Genomic DNA, 18,765 nt, shown 5'->3' with positions numbered 1-18,765 from the left:
CCGACCGAGCAACTGACCAGCCTGCGCACCACGCCGAACCACGACACCTGGCGTCCAGCCGATGCCGTTGAATCGGCCGTGGCCTGGAAAAACGCTCTGGAGCGCAAGGACGGTCCATCGGCGCTGATTTTCTCGCGTCAGAACCTGCAGCACCAAGCCCGTGATGCTGGCCAGATCGCCGACATCAGCCGCGGTGGCTACGTGCTGAAGGACTGCGCAGGCGAGCCTGAGCTGATTCTGATTGCGACCGGTTCGGAAGTCGGCCTGGCTGTTCAAGCCTTCGACAAACTGACCGAGCAGGGCCGCAAGGTGCGCGTGGTTTCGATGCCTTGCACCAGCGTGTTCGATGCTCAGGATGCTGGCTACAAGCAAGCCGTCCTGCCGTTGCAGGTCAGCGCGCGTATCGCGATCGAAGCGGCTCACGCCGACTTCTGGTTCAAGTACGTGGGTCTGGAAGGTCGCGTGATCGGCATGACCACTTACGGTGAGTCGGCGCCTGCGCCAGCACTGTTCGAAGAGTTCGGTTTCACCCTGGAAAACATCCTGGGTCAGGCTGAAGAGCTGCTGGAAGACTGATCCAGAAGTCACGTCGTCCGGACTGACGCCTTCGCGAGCAAGCCCGCTCCCACAGGGGGATTTGTTGTGTGACACGAACAGTGTTCACAACCCTGATCCAATGTGGGAGCGGGCTTGCTCGCGAAAGCGGTGGTTCAGACGCCACTGCAGTAACGGATTCAAACGGTAATCGAGAACCCCATGCCTCAACCGCGTCCTTACAAAGTTGCACTCAACGGCTACGGCCGGATTGGTCGTTGCGTCTTGCGTGCGTTGTTTGAGCGAGGCGAAAAAGCCGGGTTCGAAATTGTCGCAATCAACGATCTGGCTGACATGGCCAGCATCGAATACCTGACACGCTTTGACTCCACCCACGGCCGGTTCCCGGGCGAAGTGCGGGTTGAAGGCGATTGTCTGCATATTAAGGGTGACTGCGTGAAGGTCCTGCGCAGTGCCACTCCCGAAGGCATCGATTGGGCGTCCCTGGGCGTCGATCTGGTGCTTGAATGCTCCGGCGCCTACAACACCCGTGAAGACGGCCAGCGTTTTCTCGACGCCGGCGCACCACGCGTGTTGTTCTCGCAGCCAATGGCCAGCGAGGCGGATGTCGACGCCACCATCGTCTACGGCGTCAATCAGGACTGCCTGACCGGCGACGAACTGCTGGTGTCCAACGCCTCCTGCACCACCAACTGCGGCGTGCCGCTGTTGCGCCTGCTGGACAAGGCCATTGGCCTGGATTACGTGTCGATCACCACCATTCACTCGGCGATGAACGATCAGCCTGTGATCGACGCCTATCACCACGAAGACCTGCGCCGCACCCGTTCGGCGTTCCAGTCGGTGATCCCGGTGTCCACCGGTCTGGCGCGCGGTATCGAGCGCCTGCTGCCGGAACTTGCCGGGCGAATTCAGGCCAAAGCCGTACGCGTGCCGACGGTCAACGTCTCCTGCCTCGACATCACGATGCAGACGGCCACCGCCACCGATGCCAATGAAGTCAACCGGATCCTGCGCGAAGCCGCCACCAGCGGCCCGCTCAAAGGCCTGTTGGCCTATACCGAGCTTCCCCATGCAAGCTGTGATTTCAACCATGACCCACATTCGGCCATCGTCGATGCCAGCCAGACCCGTGTCTCAGGCCCAAAGCTTGTGAACATCCTGGCCTGGTTCGATAACGAATGGGGTTTTGCCAACCGAATGCTGGACGTTGCAGAACACTATCTGCAAACAGCAACTTCAAAAAAAACGTAGGAAGTGCGACCCATGACCGTGTTGAAGATGTCCGACCTCGATCTGCAAGGTAAGCGCGTATTGATCCGCGAAGACCTCAACGTCCCAGTCAAGGACGGTGTCGTCACCAGCGACGCGCGTATCCTGGCTTCGCTGCCGACCATCAAGCTGGCCCTGGAAAAAGGTGCCGCCGTCATGGTGTGCTCGCACCTTGGCCGTCCGACCGAAGGCGAGTTCTCCGCCGAGAACAGCCTCAAGCCAGTCGCTGACTACCTGAGCAAGGCGCTGGGCCGTGAAGTGCCGCTGGTGGCCGATTACCTGGGCGGCGTTGACGTCAAGGCTGGCGACATCGTGCTGTTCGAAAACGTGCGCTTCAACAAGGGCGAGAAAAAGAACGCTGACGAACTGGCCCAGCAATACGCTGCCCTGTGCGATGTGTTCGTGATGGACGCCTTCGGCACCGCGCACCGCGCCGAGGGCTCGACCCACGGCGTGGCCAAGTTCGCCAGAGTCGCCGCCGCTGGCCCGTTGCTGGCCGCTGAACTGGATGCGCTGGGCAAAGCCCTGGGCGCTCCGGCCAAGCCAATGGCGGCCATCGTTGCCGGCTCCAAGGTGTCGACCAAACTCGACGTGTTGAACAGCCTGAGCCAGATCTGCGATCAACTGATCGTCGGTGGCGGCATCGCCAACACCTTCCTCGCCGCTGCCGGTCACCCGGTTGGCAAGTCGCTGTACGAGCCGGACTTGCTGGACACCGCTCGCGCCATCGCCGCCAAGGTCAGCGTGCCGCTGCCGGTCGATGTTGTGTGCGCCAAGGAATTCGCTGAAAGCGCTGAGGCGACCGTCAAACTGATCGCTGACGTCGCTGCCGATGACATGATTCTGGACATCGGCCCACAGACCGCCGCGAACTTCGCCGAACTGTTGAAATCGTCGAAAACCATTCTGTGGAACGGCCCGGTCGGCGTGTTCGAGTTTGATCAGTTCGGCAACGGCACCAAAGTGCTGGCCCAGGCCATCGCTGACAGCGCTGCGTTCTCCATTGCGGGCGGTGGCGACACCCTGGCCGCCATCGATAAATATGGCGTAGCTGAGCAAATCTCCTACATTTCCACCGGTGGTGGCGCATTCCTCGAATTCGTCGAGGGCAAAGTGCTGCCGGCCGTTGAAGTCCTGGAAACCCGGGCCAAGGCCTGAGGCCGCCCGTTTGGCCAGGCAAAGGAGTGGTCACATGGTCAAGTCGTTAGCACTGTTGCTGCTGACCGGTACGCTGGCGGCCTGCGGGAGTAACCCGAAGGCCGAAGCGACGCCGGCACCCAGCGAGTTGAACAAGGGCTGTTATCAGGCCGACTGGCAGGCCGAAACCAACCCGGTGCTGAACAAGCGCTCGGGGCCGGACGGCCTGGAGAAATACGAGACGCAAACCCCGGCCAAGGAACATGGTTGTCCTTGACGGGTCTGACTCTTTAACTCAGGGCTGGCGGCGTGCGCTGCCGGTCGAGGAACACGGATGAAAGGCTTGATCGCCATTGCGGCGTTGGCATTGTTGGGCGGTTGCGCACAGTTAAACCTGTTTCAGTCGTCCGCCCCGGCGGATAACTGGACGACCTGGACCTGCGACAGCCAGGCCAAAGTGCTGTGGCGCTACGCCGATGCCGACAAGAAGGAAGTCGACGTCCGTTTGGGCGGCGGTGATCAGGTCTATCGCCTGAAAGAAGAGCCGGGCGCCTCGGGCACGCTGTACAGCGACGGCATGCTGGCGTTTCACGTCAAGGGTGATGAAGGCCTGGTGTACTGGGTCGCCACCAATGACCTGATTGGCCGCGGCTGCAAAGCGCAGTAACACGATTGAATTGATGTACAGAGATCCAAATGTGGGAGCGAGCAAGTCGAATCGTCGCACCGCCGCTCCCACAGAGGTTCTATTTTGTTCACAAGATTTTGGTAACACCGAATCACCAGACCGGGCCTCAACCCCCGATCTGCAATCACTTGAATAGCCGCCGCCGCTCCGGCAGGCTGGCACGATTAACGACCCAAACCGGGAGAGACACACACAATGGCACTTATCAGCATGCGCCAGATGTTGGACCACGCAGCCGAGTTCGGCTACGGCGTTCCAGCCTTCAACGTCAACAACCTTGAACAGATGCGCGCCATCATGGAAGCCGCTGACAAGACTGACTCCCCGGTGATCGTTCAGGCTTCGGCCGGCGCCCGTAAATACGCCGGCGCGCCATTCCTGCGTCACCTGATCCTGGCCGCGATCGAAGAATTCCCGCACATCCCGGTGTGCATGCACCAGGACCACGGCACCAGCCCTGACGTCTGCCAGCGCTCGATCCAACTGGGCTTCAGCTCGGTGATGATGGACGGCTCGCTGGGCGAAGACGGCAAGACCCCGACCGACTACGACTACAACGTGCGCGTTACCCAACAAACCGTGGCCATGGCGCACGCCTGTGGCGTCTCGGTAGAAGGCGAGCTGGGCTGCCTGGGTTCGCTGGAAACCGGCATGGCCGGTGAAGAAGACGGCATCGGCGCCGAAGGCGTTCTGGATCACAGCCAGATGCTGACCGACCCGGAAGAAGCCGCTGACTTCGTCAAGCGCACTCAGGTGGATGCCTTGGCCATCGCCATCGGCACCAGCCACGGCGCGTACAAGTTCACCAAGCCACCGACCGGTGACGTGCTGGCGATCGACCGCATCAAGGAAATCCACAAACGCATCCCGAACACCCATCTGGTGATGCACGGTTCGTCCTCGGTGCCACAAGAGTGGCTGGCGATCATCAACCAGTACGGCGGCGACATCAAAGAAACCTACGGCGTACCGGTTGAAGAAATCGTTGAGGGCATCAAGCACGGCGTGCGCAAGGTCAACATCGACACCGACCTGCGCCTGGCCTCCACCGGTGCAATGCGTCGCCTGATGGCCACCAACCCGAGCGAATTCGACCCACGTAAATTCTTCGGCGCCACCGTGACGGCGATGCGTGATGTGTGTATCGCGCGTTATGAAGCGTTTGGTACTGCGGGCAATGCTTCGAAAATCAAGCCGATCTCGCTGGAAGCGATGTACCAGCGTTATCTGAAGGGTGAGTTGAACGCCAAGGTTAACTAAATCTAAGTGTTTGAAAGAAGCCCGCAGTGATGCGGGCTTTTTTCATGGTAAGTAGCTCGAAATAAATTCGATTTCTCCTTTAGCTCCTAACCGTAGATATTCACCGGATCGCTCCACTCTACATTCGAGACCGGAGCATTTGGAGTGGCGTAGCATCGAGCTTGAACCTGAATCCATTCACCTGTTTTGATTGTTAACTCGACTCTCCATTGCCCACCCGATTCGACACGACCTTTTCCGAGCACCTGACCGGTGTTGGAAACAGCAACGTCAACAAAATAATTAGGCTCGCCTGTTCCGTAAAGTACGGGATGTGGACCAAGGGGGGGCGCATATTGAAGGGGGGCGATATTTGCTTTCTGTGCCATGTTAGTTTCTTCCATGTAGATTAGTTTGTTTTTGACTGTAAGCGATGCGGGTAAATGCGTGTATCGCTTGTTTTTGATGTTAAGTACTATATGAGCGCGCGTAACCTGTAATAAGTGGCAGTGTTTAATATGAACTGGCTATATGTTTAGGTTGTTTGGCTATTAGAAGTTTTGGTGAATCCTGAGCGGGGACAGATTTATTAAATCAATCCCCATCGTTTTTTTAAGGTCAAAAGTGGACGGTTATTTTAATTAAGATCTCGATGAAAGCGATGTGTCAGTGTTATCTGAAGGGTGAGTTGAACGCCAAGGTGAACTAAACGTTAGTTGCTGATTCAAGAAACCCGCCGATGGCGGGTTTCTTGTGGCGGCGTTTACAGAGGTCGTGGCGAAATTGGAATTTGATGGGTTACTCCTCGTGGACTTTTAAAAACTAGAAGTACAGCGAGCGGAGGTAAATCTTTAGAGAGCGTTGTTGAGGAACGTCTCCAGTTCAGCCTTGCGCAAGGTGCCAGATTTCGTCGCCGCGACGGCTCCGTTTTTGAAAAGCGTCATGGTTGGGATGTTACGCACGCCTTGACTGGCGGGGATTTCATGGTTCTCGTCGACGTTCAGTTTGGCAACGGTCAGCTTGCCTTTGTAAGCCTCGGCGATCTCGTCCAGTATCGGATCCATAATTTTGCAAGGGCCGCACCATGGCGCCCAGTAATCGACCAATACGGGTAACTCGGATCGTAAAACATCCCATTCAAAGCTATCGTCGCTGATGTGTTTAATAAGTTCGCTGCTCATGGGGATTTCCTTGAATTAATAGCACTGGCGGGCCAGACGTTATTGCCTGGCTCGCGTTGTCCTGTGCAGGTTGCTTTGCTTCGTTGAATCTAGAACGGTATATGCGGTGCGTCACCTGTAATAACTGACAGTTTTTTATATGAATTCGCTATGTGACCTAGACCCAGATGTGAACTGAAAAAACTCGATGATCAAACAATCGAGGTGGAGCCAGCGTTCCAGCGTTAGCTAAAAGGTTTGTTGAACAAGCGCTCGGCTTTGACCCACGTTATGAAAAACCCGCCGTGAGGCGGGTTGCTTTTTTGCTGAACAGAACTACTCCTTCAACTCAATATGATCCAGTGCCTGATTCACCGCCAGTTCACCAAGCATGACGACCTGCGCGATGCCTAGCGCGGTTTTGCGGTGTGAGGTATCGAGCATCGCGGCGAAGTTGTTGAGCATTTCGCTGGCTGACCCCAGGGTTTCGCTGGCGTTGGCCAGCAGGGATTCGGTGTTGTACTTCGGGTTGGCGAAGTACATGGCCTCGGGTTCTTGGGTGCTGGCCATGATGGCCGCCGCGGGGTTGAGGTAGTGGTCGAGGGCGCGTTCGGCGGCGTCGTGAAATTTTTTTGAGTGGGGGGATTCGTAGGGGGATGCCGGGTCGGTGACCGGCGGATGAGGCGTTGATTTGATCATTTGCTGAAAACTCCTGATGGAGCCGCTTCGCCTTCTCTACTAAAAGAAGGGTGGCAACTGTGCGCAGGTTAGTAGACCGGGGAGTTATTCAGCATTAACCGGCGCGCCGAAGCGCCCTGCACACAGCCGCCATCAAGTCAGACAGCAATAGCTGACTGATGCGCTTTGCACATAACTGAAAAACACCACGGGCTACTAAACCCGATCACTGGAAATCAGTGACGCGAATCAAGTTACCGATGGCCCTCCAGGCGCACAAGCCGGCGGATTCTGGCGTACCCGTAGGCAACGACGCAAGCTGTTGTAGGCCTGCGGATGTAACGTCTTACGAATGTAAACAACTCGTGGAAATGCCCGTCTTGCCCCGTGCAAACAGCCCAACCAAGCATCCAGCGTTTCAAGTGAACGAGTGACCCACCGTAACGCGGTTTTTCTACAGTTGCGTGGGCGGAGCGAGATGGCTGGGCAACGGGTTTCTCTTTCAAGTGATAACCGGTCAAGGCTTGGCCTGCGCCCGGCGAGGCATGAGCCCGGATGACGCTGAGTGTCGGATAACCTCTAAGGCTGTCGATCTCTCCCCACCAGCGGCCCTTTATGCCAGCGATATCTGTCATAAACCCGATCTCGGTGTAAGTGCTGTCACGCTGACGATAAGTCCCGGCAATCGGGTATCGATGACCTCGTTCTTCCAGCGTACCTCGGAGCTGGCCGTCGTTTTCTGCATGGGTAATGTCTATGCAAAAGCTGTTGTTGTCGTTGCAGAAAATTCCGAGTGGGGCAGGCATGGGGCGTCTTCTTGAACAATTGATGGCATTGCCAACGCTATCGATTCTGGACCTGGTCGCCTACTGTGAAATCTGACAGGTGTTTATATTGTTTGGCGATAGGCGCCCGTTAGAAGTATGCGTTTTGTTGTAAGAGAAAAGAAGTTGCTCGAGTTGATGCTCGATCGAGTGCAATGGTTATGGGCGTTATTCAGAATCGATATTAAAACCTGTCAGGTTTGACAGTGGTCAATTTTAATGTTGGCCGTGAATATCGAGGCTCAAATTAACTGTTCTATTAGCCTCTAGAGGAATTGACCATGGACGACGAATATAGAGCAACTGCGGGGATGAAAGTGGTCGTCGGATATACTTTTAATGATGCGATTTCAGGAGCGCAGGAACATCGAGTTTTTTCAGGCTTGGTGGAATCAAAAGACGATTCAGCGCTAACCATAATCAGTGACCGCGATAACTACGACCGAAGGACTATCTTGTTTAAAAACATAATCAGTTTTTCATCGGATGCCATCATGTTAGATGTACTAATAATGTCGGGCGAGCAGGGCGAGTCGGATAATGTGGATGATTATTGTAAATTCTATTTTTCTCCATCAGAGCCTATACGGAATGTTAAGGTGTTAATTCAGTCTGACGCAGACATTCCTCCTGCTAAGCAAAAACTCGTGTTCGAAGGTAAACAACTCGAAGATGGACGAACGTTGTCTGACTATGGCATCAGCGACGAATCTACTGTCCAGTTGTTTATTGCTGAATGAACACGGTGGCTGCCTGAAGCTGTGATCATTTGATCTTGCCTTTGATTTAAAAAGCAAAGCCAAAAGATCGCAGTTTGCAGCAATGCCTAAAGAGGGGGGCGTGGGCTGTTTGTCGTGATCGATACCGAGTTTACTGAACGTCAACTGCCCACCCCGCTGGAATATCCCGTGTTGTCTTGCAAATTAAGCCCTACCTTGAAGTGCAGTGGCTGCACAGGCGATAAATATCCTGGATAACTCTTCAACAGATCTGATCGTTCGATATGTAATTCGAAATGGATATTAAAACCTGTCAGGTTTGACAGTGGACGTGTCGAGCTTTTGTGGAGAATATGACGCCTCAATGTAGTGAGTTGTGGTGTCTTTACTCAAGAGGGTGGAATCATGGACAGTATTATTCAGACTGATGTGGATGGAGCTCCGGAGGGCGAGAAAGGTGTCGTCCAGTATGTTTTTGACGATGCTGTTTCAGGGGAGCAAGCGCTTCGCGTTTTTTTCAGGCACGCTGGAGTCTAAAGACAGCTCAACGCTAACAGTCGTTAGTGAAGACAATGAGTATGGCCGTAGGGTAATTTTGATCAGGAAGATTTCCAGTTTTTCTAGAGATACATCGGGCGACTCGTATTTGTACGTTAGAACACTGGAAGGGCAAACGATTAATTTGATTACTGAGCCGTCAGATACCATAGAAAACGTCGGATGTTGTTGAAGGTGATTGAAATCATGTTTTCAATTCAGAAAGGTCAATAAAATTGGAGTGTTTCGTATGCAAATTAATATAAAGAAAGTTGATGATGTTGGTTCTTTCGGTACTGCACCTATTATTCTTGAAGTTGAACCCGGCGATAGTATCGAGAACGTAAAGGCAAAAATTCAGGACAAAGAGGGTATTCCGCCTGATCAACAACGCCTCATTTTTGCTGGTGCGCAACTCGAAGATGGTCGCACGTTAACTGACTATAAGATAAGCAATGGGTCTAATCTTCACTTGATCTTAAGACTACGTGGCGGCTAATACACAGTTTTCGCTATCTTGGTATTAACCTCGCTTGGCACCTTACGATCAGGAGTATTAATACTTCTGAGTGGCGCGTACATTATATTTTGAGGCGAGGGCGGAACGCGGAAGTTTTCTACAGGAACTGCCGTAGGCTGCGATCTTTAAGAATTTAGATTCAAAAGATCGCAGCCTTCGGCAGCTCCTACAGAGAGATGCGGGGATTTGGGTTATTTATCGTGGTCAATGTCGAGTTTGCTGAACGTCACCTGCCCACCCTCACTCGTGTACCCGGTGTTGTCCTGCACATAAACCCCAGCCTTGAAGTACAACGGCTTGTTGCGCCAGGTCGCGCTGATCTTCGAATCCCACTGATAACCCGCCGCGCTGACGCCCAGTGCGCCGCCGGGGCTCAAGTGGATGAGGTAGTTGAATTCGTTATCCAGTTTGATCCCGGTGGCGAGGGTGATGACGCGGCTGTCGTCTTCATCGGGGTGCATGCGCACTTTGATCACCAGGTTGCCGGTTTGGGTTTTGGTCTTGTACTGGTATTCGAGTTTGACCAGCGGTTTCTGGCTTTGGTAAGCGTGGATCTGGCCGATGACGATTTTGCCGGAGCTGGGCACTTTGTTGACCGTGACGGTCGCGCGCAGCAGGTTGTCGGCGTCCGGGTAATACCAGTTGCGCAAGGTGCCATTGCTGTAGGTTTCGCGCAGTTCGGTGCGCGGGTAGATGGCGTTTTCGGTTTTTGATCCGGTCACCGGCGACCAGAAAAACAGCGTGCCGGTGTCGGAATGGAAGTACTGATCCTTGAAGCCCTTCACCAGTTTTGAGGTTTCGACGGTGTACGGCGGGCTGCCGACTGGAACGCTGAGGTTCCAGGTTGCGAGATCGATCATGTCGGTTCTTCCACTCGATTGATCCTGAACGCGCGTGCCAGAAGCTCTAGTCCGCGCCTTTTGGGGGCGGTCTTTATAAGCGTAGAGGCGTTTTTTGTTAACGGCCGTTTGGCAGATGATTGGCGTCAACATCCTGTCGAAATGCCATCTTTCACGGTTTACGCGGGCTGTAGCGACGACCGTTAGTCGGCTAGACAATCATTGGTTAGCTGATGGCCTGATGACAGCTTCTGCTTTTGCCGATCCGGGACTAGAGTGAAGCCTCTATATGTGTACGGTTTTTAACGGAAACCGATCTGATGTCCCGACAAGAGAAGCAGCATGGAATGCGCGCAAACACAGCCAGGTGAAGGCAGCTCAGTCCTATTGATCGTTGATGACTACCCTGAAAATCTGATTAGCATGCGGGCTTTGCTGCAGCGTCAGGATTGGCAGGTGTTGACCGCCGCCTCCGGTTTCGAGGCGCTTAACCTTCTGCTCGAACACGACGTCGATCTGGTGCTGCTGGACGTGCAGATGCCAGGCATGGACGGTTTTGAAGTCGCGCGACTGATGCGCGGCAGCCAGCGTACGCAACTCACACCGATTATCTTCCTCACCGCCAACGAACAGTCTCAGGCTGCCGTGATCAAGGGGTACGCCAGTGGCGCGGTGGATTATCTGTTCAAGCCGTTCGACCCGCAGATCCTCAAGCCCAAGGTGCAGGCATTGCTGGAGCACCAGCGCAATCGTCGAGCCTTGCAACGTTTGAGCCGGGATCTTGAATCCGCCCGGGCCTTCAATGCTTCGGTGCTGGATAACGCCGCCGAGGGCATTTTGGTGCTGAGCGAGGATGGTTTGATTCGCTTTGCCAATCCGGCGATTTCACGGTTGCTCAATGCGCCGGTAAGGGATCTGGAGGGTAAGGAGTTTCTCGACTATCTGCAGAAACCGCACATACCGGTGTGGGCCGATTCCGAGTTTTACACCCGCTATCAGCGTAGTGAAACGCTGAGACTGCACGATGCGTTATTACGCACGGCGCCGGGCCAGCAGGTGCCGGTGGCGCTGTCTTGTGCCGCGTTGCCCGCCGAGCAACACGCCATGGTGGTGACGGTGCTGGATATGTCGGTGGTGCGCCACTTGCACCAGCAACTCGAATTTCAAGCCGTCACTGATCCGCTGACCGGGCTGCTCAATCGTCGTGGTTTTTACCAGACCGTGGAAAACCTGCTGCAGCGCGGCGAACGCAACGACAGCAGTTGGGTATTGCTGTATCTGGATCTCGACGGGTTTAAACGGGTCAACGACTCACTCGGTCACGATGTCGGCGACCGTGTGCTGCGCTGGGTGTCCGAGCAATTGAAGGCTTGCCTGCGACCGTTCGATATTTTGGCGCGCATGGGTGGGGATGAATTCACGGCGCTGCTGGATCTTGAGTTTCCCGAGCAGGCGGCGAAGATTGCGGAAAAGCTCATCGAACGGGTGTCGATCTGTCAGCAAATCGAAGGACTGGATATCGCCCTCGGCGCCAGTATCGGCATCGCCACTTATCCCGATTGCGGGTCGAACCTCGACGGACTACTGCGTGCTTCGGACATCGCTATGTACGAAGCCAAGCGTGCCGGGCGTCAGCAATATCGTTTCTACGATCACGAAATGAACGGTCGGGCGCGTTCGCGTTTGATGTTGGAAGAAAGCGTGCGTACCGCCATCGAAAACCGCGATTTCAATCTGGTCTATCAACCACAAGTGGCGATCGACAGTGGCCAGATCCGTGGTTTTGAGGCGCTGTTGCGTTGGCAGCACCCGAGTGTCGGCGACGTGCCGCCGGGGCTGTTTCTGCCGTTACTGGAAGAGGCGCGGCTGATCAGTCGCCTCGGCAGCTGGATTTATCATTGTGGCGCCGGTCAGCGCAAAGCCTGGGAAACCTTGTTTGCCGAAGATCTGGTGCTCGGCGTGAGTTTGAGCAACACCCAGTTCAGCCTGCCGAATCTGGTCACCGAGTTGCGCCAGGTCATGGAGCGGCACGCGTTGCAGCCGCGGCAACTGGAGGTCGAAGTCACCGAAGAGGCATTGATGCAAAAACCCCGAGGAAACGCGCAAGCAGTTGCGTTTGCTGCGCAATCTGGGGGTGCGGGTGGCGCTGGATGACTTCGGCTCCGGGCCGTGTTCACTGGCGCATTTGCGCGATCTGGAACTGGATACGCTGAAGCTCGATCGCCATCTGATTGCGCGATTGCCGGACTCCAAACGCGATGCCTCACTGGTCAGCACGGTGATCACGTTGTGCAAGCAATACGGGTTGCTGGTGATCGCCGAAGGGGTCGAGACCATCGAGCAATACCAATGGCTGCAAGCCCACGGCTGCGAGTACGTGCAAGGCTTTTTGGTGGCGCGGCCATTGATTGCCGAAGATGCCGCAAGCTTTACCGAGCCGTTTGACTGGAGCGCGTTGTCCGGCTGAATTCGCTACACTGGCGCACCTTTTTCGAACCGTGTCGCTCGTCCATGACTGTGTTGAAGTATCTCCAGGCCTATCCTGCGCAACTGCAGGATCAGGTGCGCCAACTGATCGCCGACGGGCGTCTGGGTGAATACCTGGATCAACGCTACTCGGGACGCCACGATGTGCAGAGCGACAAGGCGCTGTACACCTACGCCTTGGACTTGAAGCAGGAATACCTGCGCAACGCCCCGGCCATCGACAAGGTGCTGTTCGACAACCGCCTCGACCTGACCCATCGCACCCTCGGCCTGCACACCACGGTTTCGCGTGTGCAGGGCGGCAAGCTCAAGGCCAAGAAAGAGATTCGTATCGCCTCGCTGTTCAAAGAGGCGGCGCCGGACTTTCTGAAAATGATCGTCGTGCATGAACTGGCGCATTTCAAGGAATCGGATCACAACAAGGCATTCTATAAATTGTGCGAGCACATGCTGCCGGGGTATCACCAGGTCGAGTTTGATCTGCGGGTGTACCTGACATGGCGGGATATGCAGTGAAGAGCTGTCACGTTGGGAGTGTTTGGATGGATGTCAGCAAAACCAAAAGCAGTTTTTACCGACGTCTCTACGTCGCGTATCTGATCGATAGCGGCTTGGCGCCCAGCGTGCCGGCGTTGACTGAAATCACCGGGATGCCCCGGCGCACCGCGCAGGACACAATTGCCGCGTTGGCGGATCTGGACATCGTCTGTGAGTTCGAGCAGGAAGAAGGCGCCCGCAACCATGCCGGGCGCTATAGGGTTCGTGAGTGGGGGGCGATTGATCGCGGGTGGATCGAGCGCAATTTGGGCCAGATCAAGGCTGTGCTTGAGTATCCCTGAGCCTTGTATCGATTGAACTGACACCTTCGCGAGCCCGCTCCCACAGGAGAATGCATCCCGACTGTGGGAGCGGGCTTGCTCGCGAAGGGGCCGTCAGGAACGGCGCATCCCGATGTGCGCAATGCCATCCTCCAGGTATTCCTCACCCACTGCGACAAACCCGTACTTGCCGTAATACCCCTGCAAATGCGCCTGTGCCGACAGGTAGATCGGCACCTGCGGCCAATGCCGTTCGGCCTGTTTCAGTGCCTGTTCCATCATCTCGTGGCCCAGCCCTTTACCGCGCGCCTGTGCGGAGGTCACTACCCGGCCGATGACCACGTCGCCGCCCTGGGACTCCGGATCCAGCAGGCGCAGGTAGGCGACCAGTTGGCCCTTGTCCCAGCCCATCAAATGGTAGGTGTCGCCCTCCAGATCCTGCCCGTCGAGATCCGGATATGCACATTTCTGTTCGACCACGAACACTTCCGATCGCAACTTCAACAGTGCGTACAACTGCTCTTTGCCCAGATCGTTGTGATGTTTGCAGACCCACTCGATTGTCATTGTCCGACTCCTTGAACGTGTCGCCCGATACTAAGCGCACTGGCCGCAGATGTCTTTATGGCGTAAGAGTCTGTGACAAAGGTCAAAATGCCACTATTCCTTTCTCGCGACAGTGACATCTTTGTGTAATCTGCACAGGAGCGCTGTGCAATGGCTCCAATGAGCTAATGTTAGGGCCTGGGTTTTGCCGGTAAGGGGCCTTGGGGTTTTGACTGAAAACACGCTGGGCTGCTCGCCCGCTAAGGATTTTCAAGCATGCCGCGACTGCATCGAGCCTTTGCTTTGATCGGGTTGCTCTTACTGGCTCAAACCGCCGTAGCGGACAAGTTGCGGCTGGTGTTTGATATCTGGCCACCCTTTACCGATGACACCTTGGTCAACGGCGGTCTGGCCACAGACATTGTCAGCACCGCGCTGGCCCGGGCCGGGTATGCCAGCGATTACGAGCAAGTGCCGTGGGCACGGGCACTGATGGGTGTCGGTGAGGGTCGCTACGATGTGCTGGTCAACGCCTGGTATAACGACGAGCGCACCAGGCTTGGGCAGTTCTCCGGTGAGTACCTGCTCAACCGCGTCCGCTTCCTCAAGCGCAAAGACACGCCGCTCGAATACAGCAACTTGCAGCAACTGCACACGTATCCGATTGCGGTGGTGCGCGGTTACGCCTATTCGGCGACGTTCGATGCCGACACCGCGTTGCAGAGAGTCCCTGTGCATAACTTTGCCATGGCCGTGCGCATGCTCGCGGCGGACCGGGTCAAGTTGACGCTGGAGGACGAGTATGTGGCGCGCTATTACCTGGCGCGTGAATCACCGAAGGTGCGCAATGCCGTGGAGTTTTTGCCCAAGCCGTTGAGCGAGAACAGCCTGCATATTCTGGTGAGCCTGAAAAACCCGCAGCATGAACAGATTGTGGCGGGGTTTGACAAGGCGATAGCGGCGATGAAGGCGGATGGCAGTTATGACAAGTTGTTGAGGCAGCATGGGATGTGAGGGCTGACCCAGATTCTGTGGTGCTGCGATGGCCTCTTCGCGAGCAGGCTCGCTCCCACATGGGTGCTGTGTCGTGCACACATTCACTGTGGGAGCGAGCTTGCTCGCGAAGGCGTCCTGTCAGCCAGCGCCAATCTCATTGGTGTCTTTGATCAAATGCGCCGCCAAGGTACGCAACGGCCCCAACTGCCGGTAAATCAGCGCCAGTTGTGTCTGCACCAACCGCTGCCCCTCATCGATTTCATCGGGCATCTGTTCCAGCTCATTGGCCAGCGCTTCTTCTTCATCGCTCTGAATCGCAATCGGCCGTTTGCTCGCCAGCCCTTGGGCGATTTCATCGATGCTCGTCGCCAGTTTCACCCCGGCGCCGCCGATCAAGTGTTCGCGCACATCCGCCGGTAATTGCGTTTCCCGGTGTGCGCCCAGCCCCGACAGGTAGCTGAGCAGGGTGTGCGACAGCACCAGAAAACGGAACCCCACATCCGCTTCCTTACGAAAATGCCCCGGCTCCATCAGCATGTTCGCCAGCGTCGTCGACAGCGCTGCATCGGCGTTGTGCGCGTTGCGTCGAGCCAGACGATAAGCGAGGTCGTCGGTTTTGCCAGCGGCGTATTGCTGCATGATCTGGCGCAGGTAGATGCTGTTGCAGGTCAGGGTGTTGGCCAGCACTTTGTTCAGGCGTCGACCCTGCCAGTCCGGCAGGAACAGGAAAACGGCCAGCCCCGCGATCAGACTGCCGAGCAAGGTATCGAACAGCCGTGGCAGGAACAGCCCGTAACCGTCGCCGACCTGGTTGAAGCAGAACAGCACCATGATGGTGATCGCGGCGGTGGCCAGGGTGTAGCGGGTGGTGCGGTTGGTAAAGAACACCACGCCGGCAGCAATCGCAAAGCACGACTGCACCAACGGGCTGGGGAACAGATCGAACAGCGCCCACGCTACGGTCAGGCCGATGGCAGTGCCGAAGATCCGCTGGCCGAGTTTGCGGCGTGTTGCGCCGTAGTTCGGCTGGCAGACGAACAGCGTGGTGAGGATGATCCAGTAGCCTTGCGATGGGTGAATCAAATGCACCATGCCGTAGCCGATACTCAACGCCAGCGGCAGGCGCAGGGCATGGCGGAACAGCAAGGACGTCGGTGTCAGTTGGGTGCGCAGGCGAATCCAAACGTCTTTCAGATTGCGCGGCGAGCGGTCGAGCAAACTGCTGTCGGTGGCATCGGCCAAGGCATCGGGGTTGCTCGCATCACTGAGCAATCGGTCGAGGGTGCCGAGGTTGGCGGCCAGTGCGCGCAGTGAGCGCAGCAGGCCGCGCCAGGCCGGGTTGCTCTGGATGCGCAGGTGTTCGAGGGAGGCATCGAGGTCGCTCAGGGCTTCAGCGAAACTGGCGTCGTAGACGAAGGGCTGACGCATCTGGATCGATTCGGCCAATGCTCGGCAGGCCTTGCCTTGCTGGCGCAACAGGCGCTGACAACGGAACAGCACGTCGCTGTGGAAAAACGCATCGGCCAACGCGTTGTACGGATAGTGCGAAGAACTGGCGCGTTCGTGGATGTCCTGGGCGAGGAAGTACAGTTTCAGGTAACGGCTGACTTTCGAGCCAGGGCGACCGTTGCCGACGCGGTGCAGGATGATTTCCTTGGCGCTGTTCAGCGCAGCGACCACGCGACCATTTTGCTGGGCCAACTCCAGCCGTCGTGCTTCGACGTCCATCTGCCGGATCGGCTCGAACAGCGAGGATTTGAGCTTCAGGTAAAAGCCCAGTTCACGGAACAGTCGCGCCAGGCTTTGCTGCACGGGCTGATTGGAGAACAGCGCCTGCCACAACACCGACAGCAGGCCGTACCACGCGGCACCGGCTACCAGCAGCATGGGCTCGTGCCAAAAATCGATGACAGCGCCGCCGCGCTGGTCAACGCCGATCATCGTGTACACGGAAAGAATCAAGGTCGCCGAGGCAATCGCGCCATAACGCTCGCCGAGCGCACCGAGCATGGTCAGGCCGAAACTGGCCAGTGCCAGGGCAACGGCAAAGACGATGGGGTAGGGGAAGAGCAATTCAACCGACAGCGCGGCGACACTGAAACACACCAGCGTCACGGCGAGCGCATTGAGACGGCCCTGCCAACTGTCGTCGGTTTCGGCCAGGGCGCTGGCGATGATCCCCAGGAACAACGGGATCAGCAGCCCCATTTCATCCTGATACCAACACAGCGCCATGCTGCCGGTCAGGGCGATGAACACCCGCACGCTATAGCTGAATTTATCCAGCGCCCACAGGCGCCGCAAAGACTGACGAAACGAGGTCGAGGACATGAAGTGCGAAGGCCTTCCGAGGCGATGCCGCTAAATTGAGCCAGTAATGACGTCGACGCAATGGCGCCGATCACATCTGACAGCAAAAAGTGTTCCTTTGAGCTCTACACATAACAACTGTGGGAGGGGGCTTGCTCCCGAAAGCGGTGTGCCATTCAACATCAATGTCGACTGATCCACCGCATTCGCGAGCAAGCTTGCTCCCACAGTTTTGATTTTTTTGGGATCAGACGTACTGCGCCGCCGCGTAACCCGAGGCCCAGGCCCACTGGAAATTGAAGCCGCCCAAATGGCCGGTGACGTCGAGCACTTCACCGACGAAATACAGGCCAGGGCTTTTCAGCGATTCCATGGTCTTGGAGGAGACTTCGCGAGTATCCACGCCGCCGAGGGTCACTTCGGCGGTGCGATAACCTTCGGTGCCGGCCGGCACGACTTTCCAGCTGCCCAGCCTGTCGGCGATTTCCGCCAGTTCGGCGTGGGTGTACTGCTTCATCGGTTTGGACTCGAACCAGTTGTCTGCCAGCAAATTGGCCATCTTCTTGGTGAAGATTTCACCCAGCAGGGTTTTCAATTCGCTGTTCGGGCGTTCGGCCACTTGCTGTTGCAGCCACGCGGCGGCGTCGTGATCGGGCAGCAGGTTGATCTGGACCACATCGCCGGATTCCCAGAACGACGAGATCTGCAAGATTGCCGGGCCGCTGAGCCCTCGGTGAGTGAACAGAATGTTCTCGCGAAAGCTCTGATCGTTGCAGCTCACCAGACAATCCACCGACGTGCCGGACAGCTCGGTGCACAGTTCCTTGAGCTGATCGGTGATGGTGAACGGCACCAGGCCGGCGCGGGTCGGCAGCAGTTCATGGCCGAACTGTTTGGCCACCTGATAACCGAAACCGGTGGCGCCCAGTGTCGGGATCGACAGGCCGCCAGTGGCGATCACCAGCGATTGGCACTGGATCTGGCCAAGTGTGGTGTCGAGCAGGTAACCGCTCTCGACTTTCTCGATGGTCTGGATCGACGTGTCGAGGTGCAACTCGACGCCCACCTGATCGCACTCGTCCAGCAGCATGCCGAGGATGTCGCTGGACTTGTTATCGCAGAACAACTGGCCGAGTTTTTTTTCGTGGTACGGCACGGCGTGTTTGCCGACCATGCCGATGAAATCCCACTGGGTATAACGCGCCAGTGCGGATTTGCAGAAGTGCGGGTTCTGCGAGAGGAAATTGCTTGGTTCGGTGTACATGTTGGTGAAATTGCAGCGGCCACCGCCCGACATCAGGATTTTCTTGCCGGCCTTGTTCGCATGGTCGAGCAGCAACACCTGACGCCCACGCCCGGCGGCGGTCAGTGCACACATCAACCCAGCGGCGCCAGCGCCAATGATCACGACTTCGGTAGAGCGCAAAACGGTGTCCTCAC

The 18,765-nt window shown here is 56.6% G+C and carries 19 protein-coding genes and 1 pseudogene; 12 read left to right on the top strand and 8 right to left on the bottom strand.

Annotation, left to right across the window (positions count from 1 at the left end):
* From ACIOU6_RS04150 to fba, 6 genes are all read left to right on the top strand, one after another.
* Positions 1–576 (top strand): transketolase-like TK C-terminal-containing protein (locus tag ACIOU6_RS04150; protein ID WP_401134072.1); only part of this gene is annotated, 576 nt, incomplete at its 5' end.
* Positions 577–756: 180 nt separating this feature from the next.
* Positions 757–1,809 (top strand): erythrose-4-phosphate dehydrogenase, encoded by a 1,053-nt coding sequence (gene epd / locus ACIOU6_RS04145; RefSeq protein ID WP_401134069.1) that lies wholly within the window; start codon positions 757–759, stop codon positions 1,807–1,809.
* Between the two features lie 12 nt (positions 1,810–1,821).
* Positions 1,822–2,985, top strand: coding sequence for a phosphoglycerate kinase (locus ACIOU6_RS04140; protein ID WP_401134066.1), 1,164 nt, complete (start codon positions 1,822–1,824; stop codon positions 2,983–2,985).
* Positions 2,986–3,019: 34 nt separating this feature from the next.
* On the top strand, positions 3,020–3,241 hold the full coding sequence (locus tag ACIOU6_RS04135) for a hypothetical protein (protein ID WP_221732334.1): 222 nt from the start codon (positions 3,020–3,022) through the stop codon (positions 3,239–3,241).
* A 57-nt stretch (positions 3,242–3,298) separates the two neighbouring features.
* A complete protein-coding gene (locus ACIOU6_RS04130; protein WP_221732333.1) occupies positions 3,299–3,631 on the top strand; it encodes an MliC family protein in 333 nt (110 codons plus the stop codon).
* Between the two features lie 216 nt (positions 3,632–3,847).
* Complete coding sequence (gene fba / locus ACIOU6_RS04125; protein ID WP_008081027.1) at positions 3,848–4,912, top strand: class II fructose-bisphosphate aldolase; 1,065 nt, start codon at positions 3,848–3,850, stop codon at positions 4,910–4,912.
* A gap of 86 nt (positions 4,913–4,998) precedes the next feature.
* Here fba and ACIOU6_RS04120 read toward each other — a convergent pair whose 3' ends face one another.
* From ACIOU6_RS04120 to ACIOU6_RS04105, 4 genes are all read right to left on the bottom strand, one after another.
* Positions 4,999–5,280: a hypothetical protein gene (locus ACIOU6_RS04120; RefSeq protein ID WP_221732331.1), complete on the bottom strand. Its 282-nt coding sequence runs from the start codon at positions 5,278–5,280 to the stop codon at positions 4,999–5,001.
* 462 nt (positions 5,281–5,742) lie between these two features.
* A complete protein-coding gene (trxA, locus tag ACIOU6_RS04115; RefSeq protein ID WP_401134060.1) occupies positions 5,743–6,072 on the bottom strand; it encodes a thioredoxin in 330 nt (109 codons plus the stop codon).
* 315 nt (positions 6,073–6,387) lie between these two features.
* Positions 6,388–6,750 carry a DUF6124 family protein gene (locus ACIOU6_RS04110; RefSeq protein ID WP_401134057.1) on the bottom strand — a complete coding sequence of 121 codons (363 nt, stop codon included), beginning with the start codon at positions 6,748–6,750 and terminating at the stop codon, positions 6,388–6,390.
* Between the two features lie 233 nt (positions 6,751–6,983).
* Complete coding sequence (locus tag ACIOU6_RS04105) at positions 6,984–7,535, bottom strand: hypothetical protein (RefSeq protein ID WP_401134054.1); 552 nt, start codon at positions 7,533–7,535, stop codon at positions 6,984–6,986.
* Positions 7,536–7,834: 299 nt separating this feature from the next.
* On the opposite strand from ACIOU6_RS04105, the gene ACIOU6_RS04100 reads away from it, so the two are divergent.
* Together ACIOU6_RS04100 and ACIOU6_RS04095 are read left to right on the top strand one after the other, a co-directional pair.
* A complete protein-coding gene (locus ACIOU6_RS04100; protein ID WP_401134048.1) occupies positions 7,835–8,293 on the top strand; it encodes a ubiquitin-like protein in 459 nt (152 codons plus the stop codon).
* 766 nt (positions 8,294–9,059) lie between these two features.
* Entirely contained in the window at positions 9,060–9,308 is a 249-nt protein-coding gene (locus tag ACIOU6_RS04095) for a ubiquitin-like protein (protein WP_401134045.1), read from the top strand.
* Positions 9,309–9,520: 212 nt separating this feature from the next.
* On the opposite strand, the gene ACIOU6_RS04090 is transcribed toward ACIOU6_RS04095, so the two are convergent.
* Positions 9,521–10,189 carry a polysaccharide lyase family 7 protein gene (locus ACIOU6_RS04090; RefSeq protein WP_221731200.1) on the bottom strand — a complete coding sequence of 223 codons (669 nt, stop codon included), beginning with the start codon at positions 10,187–10,189 and terminating at the stop codon, positions 9,521–9,523.
* 321 nt (positions 10,190–10,510) lie between these two features.
* Here ACIOU6_RS04090 and ACIOU6_RS04085 point away from each other — a divergent pair.
* The 3 genes and pseudogenes from ACIOU6_RS04085 to ACIOU6_RS04075 all read left to right on the top strand — a co-directional run bounded on the left by ACIOU6_RS04085 (position 10,511) and on the right by ACIOU6_RS04075 (position 13,494).
* A pseudogene (locus ACIOU6_RS04085) lies at positions 10,511–12,635 on the top strand (putative bifunctional diguanylate cyclase/phosphodiesterase).
* Between the two features lie 44 nt (positions 12,636–12,679).
* Entirely contained in the window at positions 12,680–13,171 is a 492-nt protein-coding gene (locus ACIOU6_RS04080) for a M48 family metallopeptidase (protein WP_401134042.1), read from the top strand.
* 26 nt (positions 13,172–13,197) lie between these two features.
* Positions 13,198–13,494 (top strand): helix-turn-helix domain-containing protein, encoded by a 297-nt coding sequence (locus ACIOU6_RS04075; protein WP_221731197.1) that lies wholly within the window; start codon positions 13,198–13,200, stop codon positions 13,492–13,494.
* A 93-nt stretch (positions 13,495–13,587) separates the two neighbouring features.
* Here the strand turns inward: ACIOU6_RS04075 and ACIOU6_RS04070 are convergent, their stop codons facing one another.
* Positions 13,588–14,040, bottom strand: a complete 453-nt coding sequence (locus tag ACIOU6_RS04070; RefSeq protein WP_221731196.1) for a GNAT family N-acetyltransferase — start codon at positions 14,038–14,040, stop codon at positions 13,588–13,590.
* Between the two features lie 255 nt (positions 14,041–14,295).
* Here ACIOU6_RS04070 and ACIOU6_RS04065 point away from each other — a divergent pair, with 255 nt between their 5' ends.
* Entirely contained in the window at positions 14,296–15,033 is a 738-nt protein-coding gene (locus tag ACIOU6_RS04065; protein ID WP_221731195.1) for an ABC transporter substrate-binding protein, read from the top strand.
* 120 nt (positions 15,034–15,153) lie between these two features.
* Here ACIOU6_RS04065 and yccS read toward each other — a convergent pair whose 3' ends face one another.
* Both yccS and ACIOU6_RS04055 read right to left on the bottom strand, forming a co-directional pair.
* A complete protein-coding gene (yccS, locus tag ACIOU6_RS04060) occupies positions 15,154–17,346 on the bottom strand; it encodes a YccS family putative transporter (protein ID WP_401134037.1) in 2,193 nt (730 codons plus the stop codon).
* 226 nt (positions 17,347–17,572) lie between these two features.
* Positions 17,573–18,751, bottom strand: a complete 1,179-nt coding sequence (locus ACIOU6_RS04055) for an NAD(P)/FAD-dependent oxidoreductase (protein WP_221731193.1) — start codon at positions 18,749–18,751, stop codon at positions 17,573–17,575.
* Positions 18,752–18,765 lie beyond the last annotated feature (14 nt).

The organism is Pseudomonas sp. NPDC087615 (genome assembly GCF_044743445.1).
GTDB classification, from domain to species: Bacteria; Pseudomonadota; Gammaproteobacteria; order Pseudomonadales; family Pseudomonadaceae; genus Aquipseudomonas; species Aquipseudomonas baetica_A.
The sequence above is the reverse complement of the archived record's forward strand: the minus strand, read 5'-3'. Positions and strand labels throughout refer to the sequence as shown.